Genomic DNA, 19,478 nt, shown 5'->3' on the forward strand with positions numbered 1-19,478 from the left:
GTGCTTACAGGGTCGCATCGCGTGGGTCGAAGAGGTCACGCAGGCCGTCGCCGACCAGGCTGAAGCCGAGGACCGCGAAGGCGATGGCGAGGCCTGGGGCAAGCGCCAGCCAGGGAGCGCTCTCCAGATAGGTCTGGGCCTCGGCCAGCATGCGGCCCCAGGTCGGCGCAGGCGGCGGAAGGCCAAGGCCGAGGAAGCTGAGGCCCGCCTCGGTGAGGATGGCGAGACCGAGCTGGATCATGACCTGAACCACAATCTGCCCGGCGATATTGGGCATGACATGGGCGACCATGATGCCGCCCTCGCCACGGCCGATGCTGCGCGCCGCCAGCACGTAGTCGCGGGACTGGACCTGCAGGGCGATGCCGCGCGTCATGCGGGCGAAGACCGGCACCATGAAGACGGCAATGGCAAGGATCGCGCTCATAGCCCCCGTGCCCATGAGTACGCCGAGCACCATGGCCGAGAGCACGGGCGGGAAGGCGAAGATCACGTCGCAGACGCGCATCAGGACGGCCTCGGCAAGACCCCGCCGTCGGGCCGCGGCAAGGCCTGTCAGGACACCGGCGCTGGCGCCGAGGGCGACCGCCAGGACAGCGATGGACAGGGAGTTCCAGGCCCCGGCCATGAGCAGGGAGGTGACGTCTCTCCCGAACTGGTCCGTGCCGAGCCAGCCGCTCGCAAACGGCGGCTTGAGCCTCGCCAGGATGTTCATGCGCGCCGGTGGAGCCGGCGTCCAGACCAGGGATAGGCAGGCGCCGGTGACGAGCATGGTGATGATCGCCGTGCCGATGGCGAGTTTCACATGTCGCAACGCCGTCCGCCACACAACCATCAGCGCCTGTCCCGCATGCGGGGATCGAGAAGGAGATAGCAGAGGTCGACGACGAAATTCACCACGATGACGAGGGCCGCAAGGAGAAGGACGACCGATTGCAGGACGACGATGTCCCGCTGCGCCACGGCCTGGAACGCAAGGCGCCCCAGGCCGGGCAGGCTGAAGACATTCTCGACGAGGACCGCGCCCGCGATGAGGAAGGTGAACTGCAGGCCGATGATGGTGATGATCGGTACGACCGTATTTGGCACGATGTGCCGCCACAGGATGAGGCGCGGCGGCAGCCCCTTGGCACGCGCCGCGCGAATAAAATCATCGCCGCTCAGCTCCACGACGGCGGTGCGCGCCACGCGGGCGAGGACACCCGCCTGCGGCAATGCCAGCGCCAGAGCTGGAAGCACCAGCGCTCCGAAGGCCGGCGTGACCCCGGCCTGCCAGCCCGGGAACCCGCCGGCCGGCAGCCAGCCGAGCCATGTGGAGAAAACGAGGATCAGAATAAGGCCGATCCAGAAATTCGGCAGCGACATCGCCGCTTGCGCAAAAGCCATGGCGCCGTAGTCGACCGGCTTGTCGCGGCGAGCGCCGGCGGCGATGCCGAGCGGCAGGGCGAGCACCATCGCCATGGCGATCGACAAGACCGCGAGTGGCAGCGTCACCAAAAGCCGCGCCGCGATCAATTCCGCCACCGGCACGCCATAGGTTATCGACGTGCCGAGATTGCCCGTCAGCATGCCGCCAAGCCAGGCGAGATAGCGGAGAACGGCCGGCTGGTCGAGGCCAAGTTCCTGGCGCAGCGCCGCCAATGTGTCCGGTCGGGCCGACGTGCCGAGCATGATGGCCGCCGGATCACCCGGCAGCACGCTCATCACCGTGAAAACAAGCAGCGAGACAAGCGCCAGGGTCAGCACCAGGCCCAGCAGGCGCCGGACGATGAGAGCGATCATCGCGCCACCATCAATCCTCCCAGAACACCTCGGTCAGGTCGTTCGACGGGATTGGCTCGTTGGCCCAGAGCCCCTTCAGCTTCTTGTCCCAGATGCCGAGCTTGGGCATGACAAAAAGATAGAGCGCCGGCACATCCTCGGCGAGCATTGTCTGTGCCTCGCCATAGAGCTTGAGGCGGGCCTCCTCGTCGGTCGTCTGCTCGGCGCGCCGGATGGTCGCGTCGAAGGCCGCGTTGCGATAGCCGAAGTAGTAGTCCGGCCGCGCGTAGATGCCGATGTCCATCGGTTCGGCATGCGCGACAATGGTCATGTCGAAATCATGACCGGTCATGACCTCGCTGACCCATTTTGCGGGAAATTCGGTGGGCACGATGGTCATGGTCACGCCGATCTCGGCCAGCATCGCCTGCAGCACCTCGGCCGAGCGCCTCGCATAGCTCATCTGCGGCACCTTGATCGTGAAGGTGAAGCCATTGGGGTAGCCGGCCTCGCTCAGAAGCGCACGCGCCCTGGCCTTGTCCGCGGGGTAGACACCCGTCAGGTCGATGAAGCCCGGATCATTGGGCGTGTAGTGGCTGCCGATTGCCTGCCCCAGGCCCGACCAGGCCCCTTCGATCAGCAATGGGCGATCGACCGCGAGCATCAGCGCCTGCCGCACCCTCTTGTCGTCAAAGGGCTTAATCCGGTTGTTCATGCCGGCCACCACCTTGAGCTCAGTGTTCCCGACCACGGCGGCAAAACGGCTGTCCTTCTGGAAGGTGCCATAGAGTTCCGGAGCAGCGAATTCGGGAAAGGCGTCGACGTCTCCGGCCCGCAGCGCCGCGGCCTGGGCCTGGGGATCCCCGATGAACCGAAACGTGGCCCGCTGGAGCTGGACGGGCTTCGCCGTGTTCCAATAATTCGCATCACGCTCCAGAACGACCCGGTCCCCTTTTGCCCAGCGCACAAATTTGAAGGGGCCGGTGCCGACGGGTTCAGTCCTGTTGGATTGGGCCGACTTCGGCTCGACCATGACGGATGCGGGCCAGCCCAGCCAATAGAGCAGATTGCCCGCCGGCTCCTTGAGCGTGACGACGAGGGTCGCAGGATCCTGCGCCGTGACCGTATCGATCACGCTGAAGAATTGTTTCTGCGGGTTGGTCGAGGCCGCTCCCCTGGCCCGGTCGAGCGCAAATTTCGCTGTCGCGGCGTCGAAAGCCTCGCCGTTGTGGAATTTGACGCCCTTGCGGAGCGAGAATGTGTAGGTCAAGCCGTCCGGCGACACAGTCCAGCCTTCCGCGAGCTGGGGTTGGACCTTGCCGTCACGGTCGATGCGAACGAGGCCCTGATAGATGTTCTGCCAGGTGACCTGGCCGATCGCCACCGGCGCGGCCGCTGTCGGGTCCAGGCCCTGCGGCTCGACGGACATGCCGACGACCACATGGCCGCGCCCTGCGAAAGCGGCGGGGCTCAGAATGGCACAACACGCGAGCGCCAGGACGGCCCTTGCGACAGGGCGATGCCGAGAGGTCCGCGACCCCCGCCCCGGGGTGGGGCGAACGCCAAAGAGGCTCATCACGCGAAGGCCCATCGCGCGAAGACCCATGACTCGAAGGCCTGTGGTGCTAAGCCCTGTGGCGATCCGTGCCGGCCTCACGTCCATCGCAGCCCCCTCTCCGCTCCCAACCCCCATGCCGATCTCCACTGTTCTTGCCTTCAGAATGGCGCGGGCTTCGTGATAGCCCATAGACAACGCCATTGCTGCAATCGCGAACAGCGCTGGCGGCATAGTGAATGGCACAGCGAACGCCCGACAACAATGACCTTGCCGGACCAATCAGCCGGCTGCTGGCGCGGCGTTAGCCCGTCGCCGATTGCCCAGGGGGAGGCCATTGCGTCCATCAGGGGCATTGCAGGCTATCCCCACCTGACGGGGCCTGTCGCAAGCGGCTGCTGGCGAAGGAAGCTGTTGAGAACTATAATGGGATTCACGCTAAACGATTCGCATTTGGCGTCCGCCGGAATGCGGATGTTGACGCTGAAAGCCGCACTGGGTGCTACACGCTGACGCGCCCAGACAACATTCGCCTGTCATCGCTTGTAGTTTGGCCCCGAAAACACCATTTCAATAAGCGGAAATTTCCGAGACGATGTGTGCACATGCAGCATTGTGATCGAATACAGGCTAGCACGACGACGCATTGTAGGCGATCCTGCTGATAAGTGAGCGTCCGTAATAGCGTTTATTAAGTCGAGCACGTAAACTCTCTGCAACGGCACGCTTTAGGGTTATAATGCTTCGTTAGGGCAAAGGTACACAATGCTCCCGAGCGACGACCTCTTCACAAGCTACACCAGGGCCTTCGAGGCCCGGCGGCAGACTGAGATGTCTCTGGCGGACTATCTCAAGGGATGCCGCAGCGATCCCATGCTGTATGCAAGCGCCCCGGAGCGTTTGCTGGCGGCGATCGGAGAGCCCGAAATCGTGGACACCTCGAAGGATCCGCGTCTCGGCCGCATCTTCATGAACCGCACAATCCGCACCTATAAGAGCTTCGCGGAATTTTACGGCATGGAAGAGACGATCGAACGGATCGTCTCGTTCTTCCGTCACGCGGCGCAGGGGCTCGAGGAGCGCAAGCAGATCCTTTATCTGCTGGGCCCGGTCGGCGGCGGCAAATCGTCGCTCGCGGAGCGGCTGAAAGCCCTCATGGAGGTGCATCCGATCTACGTGCTCAAGGCGGGCGATGAAATCAGCCCTGTCTTCGAGAGCCCGCTCGGGCTGTTCGGGCCCGATATGGGCCCTGTCCTTGAGGACGAATACGGCATTCCCCGGCGTCGCCTGACCGGCCTGGTCAGCCCGTGGTGCCGCAAGCGCCTGGATGAGTTCGGCGGTGACATCTCCCGTTTCCGCGTCGTGCGGATCATGCCGTCCCGCTTGAGGCAGGAGGGTATCGCCAAGACCGAGCCAGGAGACGAGAACAACCAGGATATATCCTCGCTCGTCGGCAAGGTGGATATCCGGAAGCTCGAGACCCTGTCGCAGAACGATCCGGACGCCTACAGCTATTCCGGCGGTCTCAATCGCGCCAACCAGGGCCTTCTCGAATTTGTCGAGATGTTCAAGGCGCCGATCAAGATGCTGCATCCCCTTCTCACGGCGACGCAGGAAGGCAATTACGTCGGCACGGAGAATATCGGCGCTATTCCCTTCACTGGCGTGATCATGGCGCATTCCAACGAGTCGGAATGGCAGAATTTCAAGAACAACAAAAATAACGAGGCCTTTATCGACCGCATTTATGTGATCAAGGTTCCTTATTGCCTGCGCGTGACCGAGGAGCGGCAAATCTATGAGAAGCTGGTCCGTGGGTCCGAACTGACGGATGCCGCCTGCGCGCCGGGAACGCTCGAACTCCTCGCGCGCTTCTCGGTCTTGTCGCGCCTCCGGGAACACGAGAATTCCAACCTGTTCTCGAAGATGCGCGTCTATGACGGTGAGAGCCTGCGCGAGGTCGATCCCCGCGCGCGCAGCCTCCAGGAATACAAGGATGCCGCCGGTGTGGACGAGGGCATGGACGGCGTGTCGACGCGTTTCGCCTTCAAGGCCCTGGCCGCTGCTTTCAACCACGATACGGCAGAAATTTCGGCTGATCCCGTCCACCTGATGTATGTTCTCGAACAGATGGTGCGGCAGGAGCAGTTGCCCGCTGAGGTGGAGAAGCGATACCTCGAATTCCTGAAGGCCGAACTGGCGCCACGTTACGCCGAATTCATTGGCCATGAGATCCAGAAAGCCTATCTTGAGTCATACCATGACTATGGACAGAATCTGTTCGATCGCTACGTGGCCTATGCGGATGCGTGGATCGAAGATCAGGACTTCAAGGACCCGGATACGGGGCAATTGCTCAATCGTGAGCTCGTCAATCAGGAATTGACCAAGATCGAGAAGCCTGCCGGTATCGCCAATCCAAAGGACTTCCGCAACGAGGTCGTCAAATTTGCATTGCGTACGCGGGCAAGCCATGGTGGGCACAACCCCTCCTGGACGAGCTACGAGAAGATCCGCGAAGTCATCGAGCGCCGCATGTTCAGCCAGGTCGAGGACCTTCTGCCGGTCATCAGTTTCGGCACCAAGAAGGACGGCGAGGCGGAAAAGAAGCATGGCGAATTCGTGGAGCGCATGACGTCACGAGGCTACACCGAGCGACAGGTCCGGCGGTTGGTGGAGTGGTATATGAGGGTGAAGCAGGCGGGCTGATCAGGTCGGATGACGCATCTGTGTATATCATTGATCGACGCCTCAATCCCGGTGGCAAGAGTTTTGCCAATCGCCAGCGCTTTTTGCGACGCGCGAAAGCGCTGGTTCAGCGTGCCGTCCGTGACAATTTCAAGAGCCGCAGCATCAAGGATCTCGACCAGGGCGGCGAGATAGGAATCACGCGGCAGGGGGTGCACGAACCCACATTGCGGCGTGCAGCGAGCGGCGGTCAGCGCGACCATGTGCTTCCCGGCAACAAGGACTATCTGGAAGGCGACACCATCCCGCGGCCGAGCGGCGGTGGTGGCGGGTCGGGCTCCCAGCCCGGCCAGGGGGGCGACGGCGAGGACGAATTTCGCTTCGTCCTGACGAAAGAGGAATATCTCGATCTCTTTCTCGATGATCTCGAATTGCCGGATCTCGCCAAGCGCCGCCTTATGGATACCGAGGCCAAGGAGATCCAGCGCGCCGGATATTCAACGACGGGGTCGCCCGCCAGCCTTGCGGTCGCGCGAACCATGCGGTTGTCGCTCGCCCGCCGCCTCGCGTTGCGCAGGCCGAGTGCCAGCGAAATTCTGGAGCTCGAGCGGGAAATCGCGCGCCTGGAGCAGCAGGGTGGGCATGAGAGCCAGATTACGGCGCTCAAGGAGGAGTACGAACGCCTTGTCCGGCGGAACCGGCGCATCTCCTATATCGACCCGATCGACCTGCGCTATCGCCGCTATGAATCCAATCCGAAGCCGGTCGCCCAGGCGGTGATGTTCTGCCTCATGGATGTGTCAGGCTCCATGAGCGAGCATATGAAGGATCTCGCGAAGCGTTTCTTCGCCTTGCTGCATCTCTTCCTGACACGATGCTACAGCCATGTGGACATCGTCTTCATCCGCCACACCGATCGCGCCGAGGAGGTCGACGAGCAGACCTTCTTCTATTCGACGGAGACCGGCGGCACCATCGTCTCGACCGCGCTTGAGGAGATGCTGACGATCATGCGCCAGCGCTACAATCCGGCCGACTGGAACATCTATGTCGCCCAGGCCTCCGACGGCGACAATATGGGAAGCGACAGCGTCAAGGCCGCGACGCTCCTGCACGACGAGATCCTGCCTGCCTGCCAGTATTTCGCTTATCTCGAGGTCGGCCGGGAGGAAGACCCCATGCCGACGGGAACGGCACCGCGGCCGAGCGATCTCTGGCGCACCTATGAGACAATCGCCACTGCGGATGGGCATTTCGTCATGCGTAAGGTCTGGCATCGGCGCGAGATCTACCCCGTATTCCGCGAGTTGTTCCGGCGCAGGGGGTCCAATGTCCGCGGCGGTGCGGCATGACGGCAGACCTGCCCCGCGGCCGCACGCATCCGCTCCTGTTTTCCGGCACGGACTGGGATTTCGACACCATCCGTCGCATTTATGAAGCGGTGGAGGAAGCCGCACGCAACGAGCTCGGGCTCGATACCTATCCCAACCAGATCGAGGTCATCACCGCCGAGCAGATGCTGGATGCCTATTCGTCCACCGGCATGCCGCAGCTCTATAAGCATTGGTCCTTCGGCAAGCAGTTCGCCCATCACGAGCTTGTCTATCGCAAGGGCATGCGCGGGCTCGCCTATGAGCTCGTGATCAACTCCGATCCCTGCATCAGCTATGTGATGGAGGAGAACTCGGCGATGATGCAGACGCTCGTCATCGCCCATGCGGCCTTTGGCCATAATCACTTCTTCAAGAACAACTATCTGTTCCGGCAATGGACCGACGCGGAGGGCATCCGCGACTATCTCGAATTCGCCAAGGGCTATGTTGCTTCCTGCGAGGAGCGCTATGGCCAGGCGGCCGTCGAGCAGCTCATCGATGCCGCCCATTCGCTGATGAACCAGGGCGTGCATCGCTATCCCCGGCGGCAGCGGCTGGACCTCAAGGCGGAGGAGCAGCGGGAGGCGGAGCGCCACGCCTATCAGGAGCGCTTCTACAATGACCTCTGGCGCACCATACCGACCGGGGCACAGCAGGCCTCGCGCCAGAGCGAGGACAAGCGCCGTGCACTCCTCGAACTCCCGGAGGAGAATATCCTCTATTTCCTGGAGAAAACCGCGCCCAAGCTCGCCCCCTGGCAGCGCGAGATCCTGCGTATCGTCAGGCATGTCGCCCAGTATTTCTATCCGCAGTCACAGACCAAGGTGATGAACGAAGGCTGCGCGACCTATTGTCATTATCGCATCATGACGCGCCTGCATCGGCAAGGCTCGATCAACGACGGCGCTTTCCTCGAGTTTCTGCAGTCGCATACCAATGTGGTGGCGCAGCCGACCTTCGACACGCCCTATTACAACGGCATCAATCCCTATGCCCTTGGCTTTGCCATGATGGAGGACATCGCGCGCATCTGTAACGACCCGCGCGACGAGGATCGGGAGTGGTTTCCCGATATCGCCGGCAAAGGTGATGCCGACAATGTCCTCAAGCATATCTGGGCGAACTACCGCGACGAGAGTTTCATCGCCCAGTTCCTCAGCCCGCGGCTGATCCGCGAATGGCGCATTTTCCACGTCCTCGACAACGCCAACAAGAACGTGCTCGAGATCGCCGCGATCCATGACGAGCGGGGTTACCGCCGCATCCGCCGCGCGCTGGCGCGCCAATACGACATTGCCTGGCAGCAGGCGGACATCCAGGTGGTCGATGTGGATCTGGCGGGCGATCGCCACCTCATCCTGCAGCACGAGGTGGTCAACGGCATTCTGCTCGCGGAGGGCGACACCGCCCAGGTGCTACAGAACCTTGCCACCCTGTGGGGTTACAATGTAATCCTGCGTGAGGTCGATCCAGCGACTCGCAAGGTGCTGAAGGAGCATGTTGCGCGGGCAACGCCTGCCATCGCGGCGTAGAGGGCGTCAAGGCGTTAGGGATCCGTGGACGATGACTGCGCCAGCCACGATTGTCATCTGCGCCGGGCAGCCGGTCGATACGGGCGGGCTACGCGGTGCCTTCCCGGAAGAGCTCGTGCCCGCCGTCCGGGATGCGCTGCGCGCGCACTTGGCCGCTTTTCCCGCCTTCATCGGCTACTCATCGGCCACGGCCGGTGCGGACATCCTCTTCGGAGAAGAGGTCCTGGCTCTGGGTGGCCAGCTCAATCTCGTCCTGCCCTGCGAAATCAGTGATTTCATCGCCCAGTATGTCGCGCCCGCCGGTGATGCCTGGGTGGCGCGCTTTCACGATCTGCGGACACGGGCATCGCGCGTCGAGATCAGCTGCGAGGAGCGCCTCCTCGGCGATGAAACGCTGGTGCGCTTCAACAATCAGATTCTGCAGGGGCTGGCGCGGCTCGAGGCCGACCGCCTCAAGGCCGAGACCCATCTCGTCATCGTCTGTAACCTCGGAACGCCCCCCGAGCCCGGCAGCCCGACCGATTTCATGGTCCATTGGCCGGATGACGAGCGCCTGACAGTGATCGATCTGGACGCGCTCGCGAGTTCCACCGGCGTGGCGACGGGACCACTGGCGCGAGCCGGCATTCCCTTCGACGGCAACATGATCTTCGGGACCAGTCCGCGCGCCATTCGCGCCATCATGTTCGCCGACATCGCCACTTTCACGAAAACGTTCCAGGATGACCAGCTGCCGCTCCTCTGGGATTTCCTGGCGGAGGCCCAGCAGACGATCGAGAGCACGGCGAAGACGCCGATCCTCATCAACGCCTGGGGCGACGGGGTGCATGCCGCGGCCGAGACGGCGCACGATCTCGCTGACTACGCCGCCGCGCTGGCTGCGAGCGTGCTCGAAATCGATCCCGCGGCCTATGGCCTGTCGGCGCGGCCGCGCTTCCGCATCGCCCTGCATGCCGGTCCCGTCTTCGTCGGTCTTCACCCCCTGACCGGCCATGGCATGATCTATGGTCACCATGTCAACCGGGCCGCACGCATCGAGCCGGTGGCGCTCCCCGGCCAGATGTATGCCTCGCGTTACTTCGTGGCGCTGCTGCGGGCTGAAATGGACGCACGTGACTATGCGGCACGGGAGGCGGGGATTGCCTATGCGCCACGCTACAGGGCCGATTATATCGGTCAGATTGACCTGCCGAAGCATTTCGGCAGAGAAGCTGTCTATCGTCTCGTTGATCTCAACGCGGCTTTAGCTGCGACGGATGAGCCTCAACGCGCCATGAAAAGACTGCACGCGCCTTGCTTGAAGCTGTCGGTCAAGAACGATCTCAGCGAGATCAGCCGTCTGGCCGAGGAGATCGACGCCTTCTGCGCGAAGGTCGGCATCGGCGAGGACGCGGCCTATGCGGTGAACCTCGCGCTGGATGAGCTCCTCACCAATACGATCAGCTATGGATTCAAGGATCAGGCGGCGCACGCGATCGATGTGGCGCTGTCCCTGGAAGCCGACGTCCTTGTCATCACCATCCGGGATGACGGGGTCGCCTTCGATCCGTCCATTCCCCCGACCCCCGATGTTCATGCGGAGATCGAGGACCGTGATATCGGCGGGCTCGGCGTCCATTTCGTCCATACGGTGATGGATGAGATCGACTATCACCGACGCGACGGGCATAACGAACTCACGTTGAAAAAGAACGTCGCCGCGTCCGCGCGCGATACGGGACAGTAGGAGAGTTCTGTTGAATATCGAACGGCTGGAAATCGACGGCGTCAGCGTGGCGGCCCCGGTGGGCCGCGTCGACAGCAACACGGCCCGCGAGCTCGAGGCGACGCTCGTGCCGCTTTTCGACGAGGCGAAGGCGATTGCGGTCGACTTCGAACGCCTCACCTACATCTCGAGTGCCGGCTTGCGCGTGGTCCTGATCGCCGCCAAATTGTCAAAGGCCAAGAACGTCCCGCTCGCCCTCGCCGGTTTGTCGCAGCCCGTGCGGGAAGTGTTCCAGATTTCCGGCTTTGCGAAGCTGTTCGACATTCACGAGAGGCGCGCGGACGCCGTCGCGGCCTTGGCGAAAGCTTAGAGCAGGCTGATTTTTACACGGAACCACCGCGTCGTCCGGGGCGGCCCCAGGGGAAGCGCCTATTCATTATAGACCTTGCGCGTGCCGGCACCGATCGCCGTCAGAAGTGTGTTGGGGGCACAGTCGCATGCCTGGGCCAAGGGCTCGAGCGGCAAGCCGGCATCGAGAAAAACGACCTCGGGATGTCCTTCGAGATCCCGCGGATCCATATCGGTGACGTCGACCATCGTCAGATTCATGGCAATCCCACCGACCGTCTCGACCAGCATATCCCCGATACGCGCGTGAAGGCATTGCCCGAAACGCTGCGGCAGGCCATTGGCATAGCCGATCGCGACCGTCGCGATCCGCGACGCACGCGTGAGTTCCGTCCCGGCGTAGCCAAGCCGGCGCCCGGCCGCATAGTCGGCAATGCGGAGGATCCGCCCGGACAGGCGATAGCAGGGCACGAGGCCGTCCTGCCAGACGCGTGACGTCTGCACGCCATAAAGCGCACTGCCGACCCGCGCGATATCGAAATGCCATGGCGATGGCCAATAGACCCCGGAGGACGAAGCAAGGCTGACCGGCGCCTCGGGAAGTCCCGCCAACCACTGGGTCAGCCGGTGGTGCTGCTCGTCATTGCGCGCATCGGCGGGCTGGTCGAAGGCGGCGAGATGCGAAACCCAGGCCTTGACGTCGAGGTGGCGCCACAAGGGATCGAGCATCGCCCTGTCGCTGAGTTCCTCGCCGGTGAGGCCGAGGCGCCCAAGCCCGGTGTCGATCTGGATCGCGACCGGAACAGCGATACCCGCGGCGGCGGCAAAGGCCGCGACCGCGCGCATCTCGGCAAGGCTCACGAGGACGGGGATGACCTCAGCGCGCCGGAACGCGATAGGCTCGCGCCCGGCGAGGCCAAGAAGGGTATACACGGTTGCAGCCGGCGCCAGGGCGCGCACACGCAGGGCCTCGTCCAGATCATCGACCCAGAAGGTATCGCAGCCTGCGGCCAACAGGCTTGCGACCACAGGCTCGAGGCCGAGGCCATAGGCGTCCGACTTGACGACGGCCGTGACGGAGCGCCCCGTAAAACGCCGCCGCATCTCCGCAAAATTGGCGCGCACGGCCGCAAGATCAACGTCCAGGCGCGCCTCTGCAATTCCCTCGACCTTCGGAGACGGGCGAAACGCATCCGGGATCACCAGCTCATGCGGAAGTACAGCCACCTGATAACTCCGCGGCGTCATGCCAACCTCGCAAAGAGGATCTCATAACCGCCGTCATCGCGCCTGCGCCAGGCGACGCCCGCGCGCCCCTCCTCCATCAGCCTCTGGGTTGCCCTGACGTCGGTGGCAGCAACCCAGACGCCCGCACCATCGGCCGGCGGCGACGGCCCCCTCTCGACGGCCCGGAAGACCAGATACCGCCAATGGCCCCCGTATTTCCGCCTGAGCGCACGAATCTGGAAGCCCGCATCGAGGAGATTGGTCCAGCTGCTCGCATTGCCAGGGGCCGCCGTGGCATAGACCTGCGCCACGCCAGCCTGCCGCGCGGCCTGCAGCCGCTGGTCGATGAGGGCTCCATGGAGCCGCCTGCCCCAATCGGCGGGACGGACCGACGCGCCTGCAAATTTCGCGAGCTTGACCGACGGCGCGAGGCCGATGACGGGTCGGGCATCCTCGGACCGCGGCAGCGCGAGCTGCAACACCCCATAAGCCGCGAGCCCCTTGTCGTCGAAGGCGCCGACGATGCGTCCCCCACCGGCAAGGATTCCGGCAAAGAATTCACGCGTCTCCGGTTTCACCAGGGACGGGTCGCTCATGGCCGCGATCGCCTGACCGTGCAGCGCATAGACGTCATCGAGATCCGCGACGACAAGCGGCCGCCATGACAGCGGCTTTGCCGCAGGAACCGCCTCCGGCAGGTCGCCGGGCCGGCGTGGATCCGTGACGTGACCGACGATCGCCCCCATCGTTTTCATCATCCCGTCAGCACTTCCGCATAGTTCAGCATCTCGATCGGCGGATAGAGATCGAGCTCTTTGGCGACCGGCATATTGATGATCAACGAGAAACGTTTGAGACTTTCAATGGGTATCTGCGCAGGGGGTATGCCCTGGCGCAGGATCTTCACGGCTTTCGACGCCGCAAGCTGGCCGACGGAATAATAGCGGGTCACGAGGGCCACCAGCGCCCCGCCCTCGCGGATGGCAAGTTCGGCGGCGCCGAATGTCGGAAGCTTCTCTTTCAGCGCCGCCGGCACGACGCGCTTGTATTGCGTACCGAGGAACGTGTCCGGCAGGAGATAGAGCCAATTGGCCCCGGCCCCTTTGATCTCCGCAATCAATTCCTCGATCCCGTCGGCGATCGGCCGCCCGGCCGAATCGACCCGGAACTGGCGCGCGACGAGTTCAAATTTCATCGTCGGCTGGAGAGCCTTCACCTCCTCGACGATCGCCACCGAATTCTGCTCGGTCTGGGTATAGAGGATGCCGAGCTTCTCGATCGGACGGTAGGAACTCATGGCCCGAAGCTGGATCGCCGTCGGCACCACATGCACCGCACCGGTCACATTGCGTCCGGGGTCGGCGAGGCTCGGCACGATACCGGCATTCACCGGCGCGGCGACCAGGGTGAAGACGATCGGCGTTTCGGTGATGAACGCGGCCTTGTCGGCCGCGTCAAAGCGGCCGGCGACGCCCAGGGTGACCGGCGTTCCCCATGTATAGACGAGATCCGGCTTGAGCTGGCGGATCTCCGCGACGAAATCGCTGAGCTTGGCCTTGCCTCGGTCGGCATCGCGCTCGATGAACGTCGCCTCGACCTTGTTGGCGGCCAGATAGTCGTCGAAGCCGTCCTCGACCTCGGTGCGGCCGCGATAGGTGATGCGGTAGATCTTGAAAGGCCCGTTGCGCGCCTGCGCAAAGGCGCCACCGGCCGCGAGCGCGGCGGTGCCACCGGCTGCAAGCTGCAGAAACGAACGACGACGCATCACAAACCCCTTCTGCCCCCGCCTCTTATTCTGCCTGTACGGCCGTTGCATGACGCGACGACCGCCAGTAGGCAAAAACGGCCACGAACACAGCCGAAGCGAAGGCCATGCCAAGTCCGATAACGATCACGGCCGAGGTAAATCCGTACCGCCCCAACAGAAAGCCCGCACAGGCCGGACCCAGCGCGTTGCCCGTGCGTTCGACGAGGCGGAAGATACCATAAAGTGAGCTGTCACTGATATCGCCTGCCAACGCGCGGCCAAATTCGCCGACCAGCGCCGATTGCGGTGCGATGCTGATGGCCTGGCCGATACCGAACAGGCCGAGCATCAAGGCAAGAACCAAGGGCTCCTCGGCGCTGATGAGGACGCTGAGCCCCGAAAGCCCGGCGACGATTCCGCCGAGCGCCACGAAAGGCGCCCTCTGGTTGAACCGGCTTGCCAGCGCGGCGAAGACCGGCACCAGGATGACCATCGCGATGGGATAGACCATCAGGAGCCTCCCGGTCGCGGCCTGCCCCGCCCCCAGCGCCTGCATATGCAGGGGGACGAGGAAGAAGCAATAGGCGACCAGGATGATCTTGGCGGGCAGCGCACAGAGGAAGAACAGGCAGGCGAGCGGCGGCGAGGCGAGGATCGGCCCGAAGTCGCGCCAGCGTATGGTTGGCCCCTTCGGCACTGCGGTGTGTTCCCCCCGGCGCGCGCGCGGCATGGCGATGAGCGCGAGGACGAGACTGGCACCGGCCACCAGGCCGGCGATGACGAAAGTCGCGCGGATGCCGAGACGATCGGCCAGAATCCCGCCGATCGGCGGGCCGCACAGGCCGGCGACCAGGATGGCGCCGATGAACATGGCCATGCCGCTGGCCCGTTGGCGCAGATCCGTATTGTCGATGACATAGCCCTGCGCGCTGACGAACACGGCGGCGAAGCCAAGCCCCGAAATCATGCGGGCGAGCGTGAGCATGATGAGGTCCGTCGCCATCGCCGAACCGATGTAGCCGGCCAGCCCAAGGGCCGCGCCGACGACGAGGCTCGTGCGCCGCCCGAGCCGATCCGTCACACCGCCGAGAATGGGCTGGGAGAGCGCGACGACGGCGAGAAAGGCGACCATCGGCAGGCTGGTGACCATATCCGGCGAAAGTCCGGGGATCGGCGCCGCGAGATCCTTGATGTAGATGGGAAGAAAGGGTCGCGTGAGCTCTTCCGCGAGCATGAAGATGAAGAGCGGCGCGCGCACCGCGATAACCGAAACCGGTGCTTCGCTGGAGCCTTCGCCGAGCTTGAAATCCCTGCGCAACCCATCGACGACGGCTTGCCGCAGAGCATCGCCCTGGGCCGCGAGCCGGGCGACGAGTGCCAAATAGCGGCGATTGAGCTCGACGAGCCGGCGATCGATCCGCGCGGCAAGGCGACCGAACTCGCTGCCGCCGTCAACCGCCGGATGCAGGCTGAGATCATCGCGGGCGATCGTGTCGAGCCGCGTCTCGACACCCTCGATGGCGCCATAGAGCCCCGCGCCGAAGGCGATGTGCATGAGTTCAAGCGCCACCAGCGCCGTGACGATCATGATGATTGCGAGATCGATCCAAAGCTCCGACACGACCTTGCGGGCGAAGGCGGGATCGAGCCCCAGCGTCAGCACGGCCGGGCTGGCGGGGCCACTGCGCACAGCGACGGATAAGGTCGCTTGGGACCGATCGAGACCAAGCGCCAGCGGCGGCATCCCGCCGGGAAGCGCGCCCGCCGCATTGAGGACGGCGCCATCGGGCGCGCGCAGCATCGCAAAAGCGATGTCGGGATTGCCCGCGACCGTGCGATCGAGATAGGGGCCGACGCCCTGCAGCCTGTCGAGGGGAATGCCGAGATCAAGCGCCCTGCCGATCAGGCTGGCGACCGAATCGGCAACCGTCGCAGCCTTCGCCTCGAGTTCCGGGAGCAGCACGGTCTCGGCGCGGCCGGCCGTGCGCCAGCTGAAGGCGGCAAGCGCCATCACCAGCACGAGGACCAGGATGGCCGACAACTGTATCCGGACGCTCTTCACCGGAGTTGATCCATGGCGGCGCCGTCCTGATGGAGCGTGTCGAGAGCAGCGGTGGCCCGCGCAAGGGGACTGGCTTCGCCACGCGCCTCGACGGCAGCACGGGCACGGGCCAGAAGATGCCGCAGCACCAGAAAACAGCCGAAGCTGCCGGCCAGGACGGCGGCGAAGCCGATGGGCAGAGCGTCCTGCGCAGCCGCCGCGCGGATCGTCGCGACCCCACGCGTGACCGCGGCATCGTCGAACCGGATGGCGACATTGCCGATGGGGGCGCCGAAGTCATTGACCAATGGCTGGTCGTAACGAAACGCCTGCCGGTCGTCCGCCCGTCTGTCCGGGTGCCCGGCGCGCGCCGGGTCGCTGCTGAAGAGCACCGTGCCGTCGACGCCGCTGACATCGATGGACAGCGTGAGCGGGTCGGCGGCCGCCTGGCGGGCGAGCACCGCCGGCAAGGTTATCTGCTCGGAGAGCCTGAGGCCAAGGGCAAGCGCGTTGTTGATGTCGTCGGCGATGTCCTGCGCCACCATGGCCATGCGCGAGCGAATGAGGTCGCGATAGGCGGTACTGACGCCCGACGCCGTCATGAAAGCGGCGAGCGCCATCGCCAGTCCGATGATGATCGCAAATAACGGCAAGGTCCGAAGTGACAGCCTGATCATCTCGTGCCCCCCGCACCTGCTGCTCAACCACACCTAACCGGCGTCGACGCGTCGGCGCCGAACTTCCCATTTCGAAAGACATAGCATAACCGCAAGAAATCAACGGCAAATATAGCGCATGCGGTGACAGTGGCGAACAGTTCCGATACCGTTCGATTCACCTGCATCCTGCCTGATCCGCCAATTGTGTCACTGAGCGCATGTCTCCCGCTGTCCGAACAATTTTGGCCCTCCTCGGCCTGACCGGCGCTGGAATTCTTCTGGCCGGCGCCCTTGTATTCGGCGGACTGGACCGTCTGCGGCTCCGGGTGGTCGAGGCGAATATCGACTTCGTGCTGACGCAGCTGCGTGATTCCATCGAGGCCAATGTCAGCCTGGGCATTCCGCTGCAGGATCTGCGCGTGGTGCAGGATCTCCTCGAGCGATCGCGAATCGGCAACCCGAGCCTCCTCGCCGTGGAGGTTTTCTCGCCGGCCGGCATATCCCTCTTCAATACGGATCGCGGCAGTATCGGCGAGGACATCACATCGACATGGCGCGATGGCGTCCGTCACGCCGGCAACGGCGACCGCTGGCGTGTCGAGGAATTTGGCAATCTCATCGTCGGCCAGGCCATCCGCAATGATTTCGGTGAACCTGTCGGCTATGTCGCCGTGACGGTCGCCGGCCCGACGGGACAATCGCCGATCGTGTCCGTCATCGTCGCCAGCGCCTGGCGTTTTGCCGTCGTCCTGCCGGCAGGATTGTTCGGCGTGGGTCTGGTCGTCTGGTTCATGTTCCGATGGCGTTCCCGCGAGATCATGGACGTCACCGCGCGTCTTTCGGCGAGCGGCTCGCCCCCCTTGCCGGCGCCCCCTCCCGACGCGGACCTTGTCCGCCTCGCCGACCAGGTCGGCGAAGCGGTCGACGCCGCGGTGAAGCAGCTTGATCAGACAACGACAGCCGTGCTGAAACTCGACGACGATGGCGTGCGCGATGCGGCGGCTTGAGGCGCGATCCCTGCGCGACCGGCTGGCCGCGATGGTGATTGCGATCGCCGTTGCCATGGCCATCGCCGCCGGGGGCTGGCGCGTGCTCGATGCGGCCTGGGCGGAAAGCGCCCCGGGGCTCGACGGCGCCACGCGGCTCGGCGCCGAGGCGGTCGGGCGTGCGCTGAGCGGCCAGATCGAGCATGCGCTCGCCCTCGGGATACCGCTCGACAAGCTGGTCCGTGTCGAAGATTATCTGAAATCCGTGGTCGCCTCGGCGCCCCAGGTCGACGCCGTAGCCCTTCTCGACGAGGCCGGCCGGCCGATCTTCACGACACGCGAAGGCGTCGCGGGCCTCACCTTCCCCGTCAATGGCGGGGGGCAGCGCGCGACACTGGTTCTCTCGACAGAATCACCCTTTCTCAATGCTGCGACGGTTCGTCTGGAAATCCTCCTGGGCGCCACCGCCCTACTCGGGGGCATGATCGCGTTCCTCATCGCGAGCCTGTTTCTCGAGATGCATCTCGCTCCCGCGCGGGCAAGGCTCGCTCTGGCACTCGCCCGGGCTGCCCGGGGCGATTTCGCCGTCGCGATTCCGACGACCGGGCGCGGGCGGACAACGGCCGCCTTCCGTGCCCTGGCGCGGCGGATCGAGCCCGTCCATGTGGCCGCACGCCATATCGCCGATGGCATTGCGACCGTGCGGGCGATCGACTTTGACGGCAGCCTGAGCAAACGGCTCGATCCATTGCTCGCAACGGTCGCCGCCACGCGCGGCCTCGCCGATATCGACCCCGGCGAAACACCGCGCTCGACGGTGCCCAGTCCCGCCGCCATCGCGACGCGCGTGCTCCTTCTGGTCAGCCTTTATGCCGGTGCCTGGCCGTTGCTCGCGAATTTCGCGATCGACCGCGGCACGGACATGATCCCGGCGCCCTGGCGTCCGGTTACGCCCCTCTTTGCCGAGGCTGTCGCCGTTGTCCTCGGCATGTTGATCTGCCGTTCCATCGCACCGTCAGCATCCCGCGTCGCGGCCGCCCTGGGGACCGCGCTCACCGCCCTCGCCTTCACGGCCGTCTTCTGGTGCCGCTCCTACGATCTTTTCGTGGCCTTGCGGGCCGCGGCCGGCCTGGGTCTTGGCGTCGCCCTCACGCCCCTGCTGCGCGACCCGCGCCTCACCGCGCATCCGCGCGGGCTCGTGGCGCTCATAGGCCTCACCGGCCTCGTGATCGGGCCACTGTTCGGTGGACTGGTGGCGGAGGCCATCGGCCGACGGGGCACCTTTGCCCTCCTGGGCATCGCATTGCTGGCGATCGCCCCGCGGGCTGCCGCAATGCCTGCCGCTGCAGCGGGAGACACGGCCCTGCGGCTCAACTTCCCCGCGCAGGCCGGGCGTCTGCTCCAGCTTCTCTCGCTCATGACGCTCGCGGCGCTCGTGCTCGTCATCGTTCCGTCAGGACCGGGCTTCGACAACTATGCCGTCGGGGCGGGCCTGATCGTTGCAGCCGGCTTGGGCCTGGTCGTGGCGCCGGCCACCCTGCCGCCGGTCTTCGCGGGTCTCCTGGTCGGGGTGGCGGGCGCGCTGTGGCTTTCCGCCGCCGGCGCGGTGCTGCCCGAGGCATGGCGATGGCCCGTCAGCAGCATGCTGATCGGCATCGGCGTGGGCAGCCTTCTGAAATGGCAAGCCGCGGGCCTGTTCCGACATGGCCGGTCGGCAATCGCGGGGCTTGCGCTCGGCGCCGTGGTGGCCCCTGTCGCAACCATCCCGGGCTTCGCCGCGATGAGTATCATGCTGCCCCTCGGCGTCCTCCTCGCGGGAGTTTCGATGCTTGCCCGCGGCCGGCGTAACCCATGAT

General features: G+C 64.6%; 15 protein-coding genes. 7 read left to right on the top strand and 8 right to left on the bottom strand.

From position 1 onward, the window contains the following. Positions 1–4: 4 nt before the first annotated feature. The 3 genes from C7450_RS05270 to C7450_RS05280 are packed head-to-tail and all read right to left on the bottom strand — an operon-like array spanning position 5 to position 3,337. The gene (locus tag C7450_RS05270; RefSeq protein ID WP_110373363.1) at positions 5–835 is read right to left on the bottom strand and encodes an ABC transporter permease; all 831 of its coding nucleotides are present in this window, start codon (positions 833–835) and stop codon (positions 5–7) included. After that, positions 835–1,782 carry an ABC transporter permease gene (locus C7450_RS05275; protein WP_110373364.1) on the bottom strand — a complete coding sequence of 316 codons (948 nt, stop codon included), beginning with the start codon at positions 1,780–1,782 and terminating at the stop codon, positions 835–837. The genes C7450_RS05270 and C7450_RS05275 overlap by 1 nt, the downstream gene beginning before the upstream one ends. 10 nt (positions 1,783–1,792) lie before the next feature. Next, a complete protein-coding gene (locus C7450_RS05280) occupies positions 1,793–3,337 on the bottom strand; it encodes an ABC transporter substrate-binding protein (RefSeq protein ID WP_110373762.1) in 1,545 nt (514 codons plus the stop codon). Between the two features lie 744 nt (positions 3,338–4,081). Between C7450_RS05280 and C7450_RS05285 the strand changes: the two genes are divergently transcribed. Genes C7450_RS05285 through C7450_RS05305 form a run of 5 tightly spaced genes read left to right on the top strand, consistent with a single transcriptional unit; the run spans position 4,082 to position 10,984 of the window. Next, on the top strand, positions 4,082–6,025 hold the full coding sequence (locus C7450_RS05285; RefSeq protein ID WP_110373365.1) for a PrkA family serine protein kinase: 1,944 nt from the start codon (positions 4,082–4,084) through the stop codon (positions 6,023–6,025). A 20-nt stretch (positions 6,026–6,045) separates the two neighbouring features. After that, positions 6,046–7,356, top strand: a complete 1,311-nt coding sequence (locus C7450_RS05290; protein ID WP_110373366.1) for a YeaH/YhbH family protein — start codon at positions 6,046–6,048, stop codon at positions 7,354–7,356. After that, entirely contained in the window at positions 7,353–8,909 is a 1,557-nt protein-coding gene (locus tag C7450_RS05295) for a SpoVR family protein (protein WP_110373367.1), read from the top strand. Before C7450_RS05290 ends, C7450_RS05295 begins: the two co-directional genes overlap by 4 nt. Positions 8,910–8,940: 31 nt before the next feature. Continuing rightward, the gene (locus C7450_RS05300; protein WP_170147070.1) at positions 8,941–10,635 is read left to right on the top strand and encodes an ATP-binding protein; all 1,695 of its coding nucleotides are present in this window, start codon (positions 8,941–8,943) and stop codon (positions 10,633–10,635) included. Positions 10,636–10,645: 10 nt separating this feature from the next. Further along, positions 10,646–10,984 carry an STAS domain-containing protein gene (locus C7450_RS05305; RefSeq protein ID WP_245449493.1) on the top strand — a complete coding sequence of 113 codons (339 nt, stop codon included), beginning with the start codon at positions 10,646–10,648 and terminating at the stop codon, positions 10,982–10,984. A 59-nt stretch (positions 10,985–11,043) separates the two neighbouring features. On the opposite strand, the gene C7450_RS05310 is transcribed toward C7450_RS05305, so the two are convergent. Genes C7450_RS05310 through C7450_RS05330 form a run of 5 tightly spaced genes read right to left on the bottom strand, consistent with a single transcriptional unit; the run spans position 11,044 to position 16,654 of the window. Beyond that, entirely contained in the window at positions 11,044–12,210 is a 1,167-nt protein-coding gene (locus C7450_RS05310) for an alanine racemase (RefSeq protein ID WP_110373370.1), read from the bottom strand. Next, positions 12,207–12,947, bottom strand: a complete 741-nt coding sequence (locus C7450_RS05315; RefSeq protein WP_110373371.1) for a GNAT family N-acetyltransferase — start codon at positions 12,945–12,947, stop codon at positions 12,207–12,209. The genes C7450_RS05310 and C7450_RS05315 overlap by 4 nt, the downstream gene beginning before the upstream one ends. Next, complete coding sequence (locus C7450_RS05320) at positions 12,944–13,954, bottom strand: ABC transporter substrate-binding protein (protein ID WP_170147072.1); 1,011 nt, start codon at positions 13,952–13,954, stop codon at positions 12,944–12,946. Before C7450_RS05320 ends, C7450_RS05315 begins: the two co-directional genes overlap by 4 nt. A 25-nt stretch (positions 13,955–13,979) precedes the next feature. After that, the gene (locus C7450_RS05325) at positions 13,980–15,998 is read right to left on the bottom strand and encodes an MFS transporter (protein WP_110373373.1); all 2,019 of its coding nucleotides are present in this window, start codon (positions 15,996–15,998) and stop codon (positions 13,980–13,982) included. Beyond that, complete coding sequence (locus C7450_RS05330; RefSeq protein WP_110373374.1) at positions 15,995–16,654, bottom strand: hypothetical protein; 660 nt, start codon at positions 16,652–16,654, stop codon at positions 15,995–15,997. Before C7450_RS05330 ends, C7450_RS05325 begins: the two co-directional genes overlap by 4 nt. 224 nt (positions 16,655–16,878) lie before the next feature. Here C7450_RS05330 and C7450_RS05335 point away from each other — a divergent pair, with 224 nt between their 5' ends. After that, a complete protein-coding gene (locus C7450_RS05335) occupies positions 16,879–17,643 on the top strand; it encodes a hypothetical protein (RefSeq protein WP_110373375.1) in 765 nt (254 codons plus the stop codon). Further along, the gene (locus C7450_RS05340) at positions 17,630–19,477 is read left to right on the top strand and encodes a hypothetical protein (RefSeq protein ID WP_146227265.1); all 1,848 of its coding nucleotides are present in this window, start codon (positions 17,630–17,632) and stop codon (positions 19,475–19,477) included. Before C7450_RS05335 ends, C7450_RS05340 begins: the two co-directional genes overlap by 14 nt. Position 19,478: the final 1 nt, after the last annotated feature.

It is taken from the genome of Chelatococcus asaccharovorans, assembly GCF_003201475.1.
GTDB classification, from domain to species: Bacteria; Pseudomonadota; Alphaproteobacteria; order Rhizobiales; family Beijerinckiaceae; genus Chelatococcus; species Chelatococcus asaccharovorans.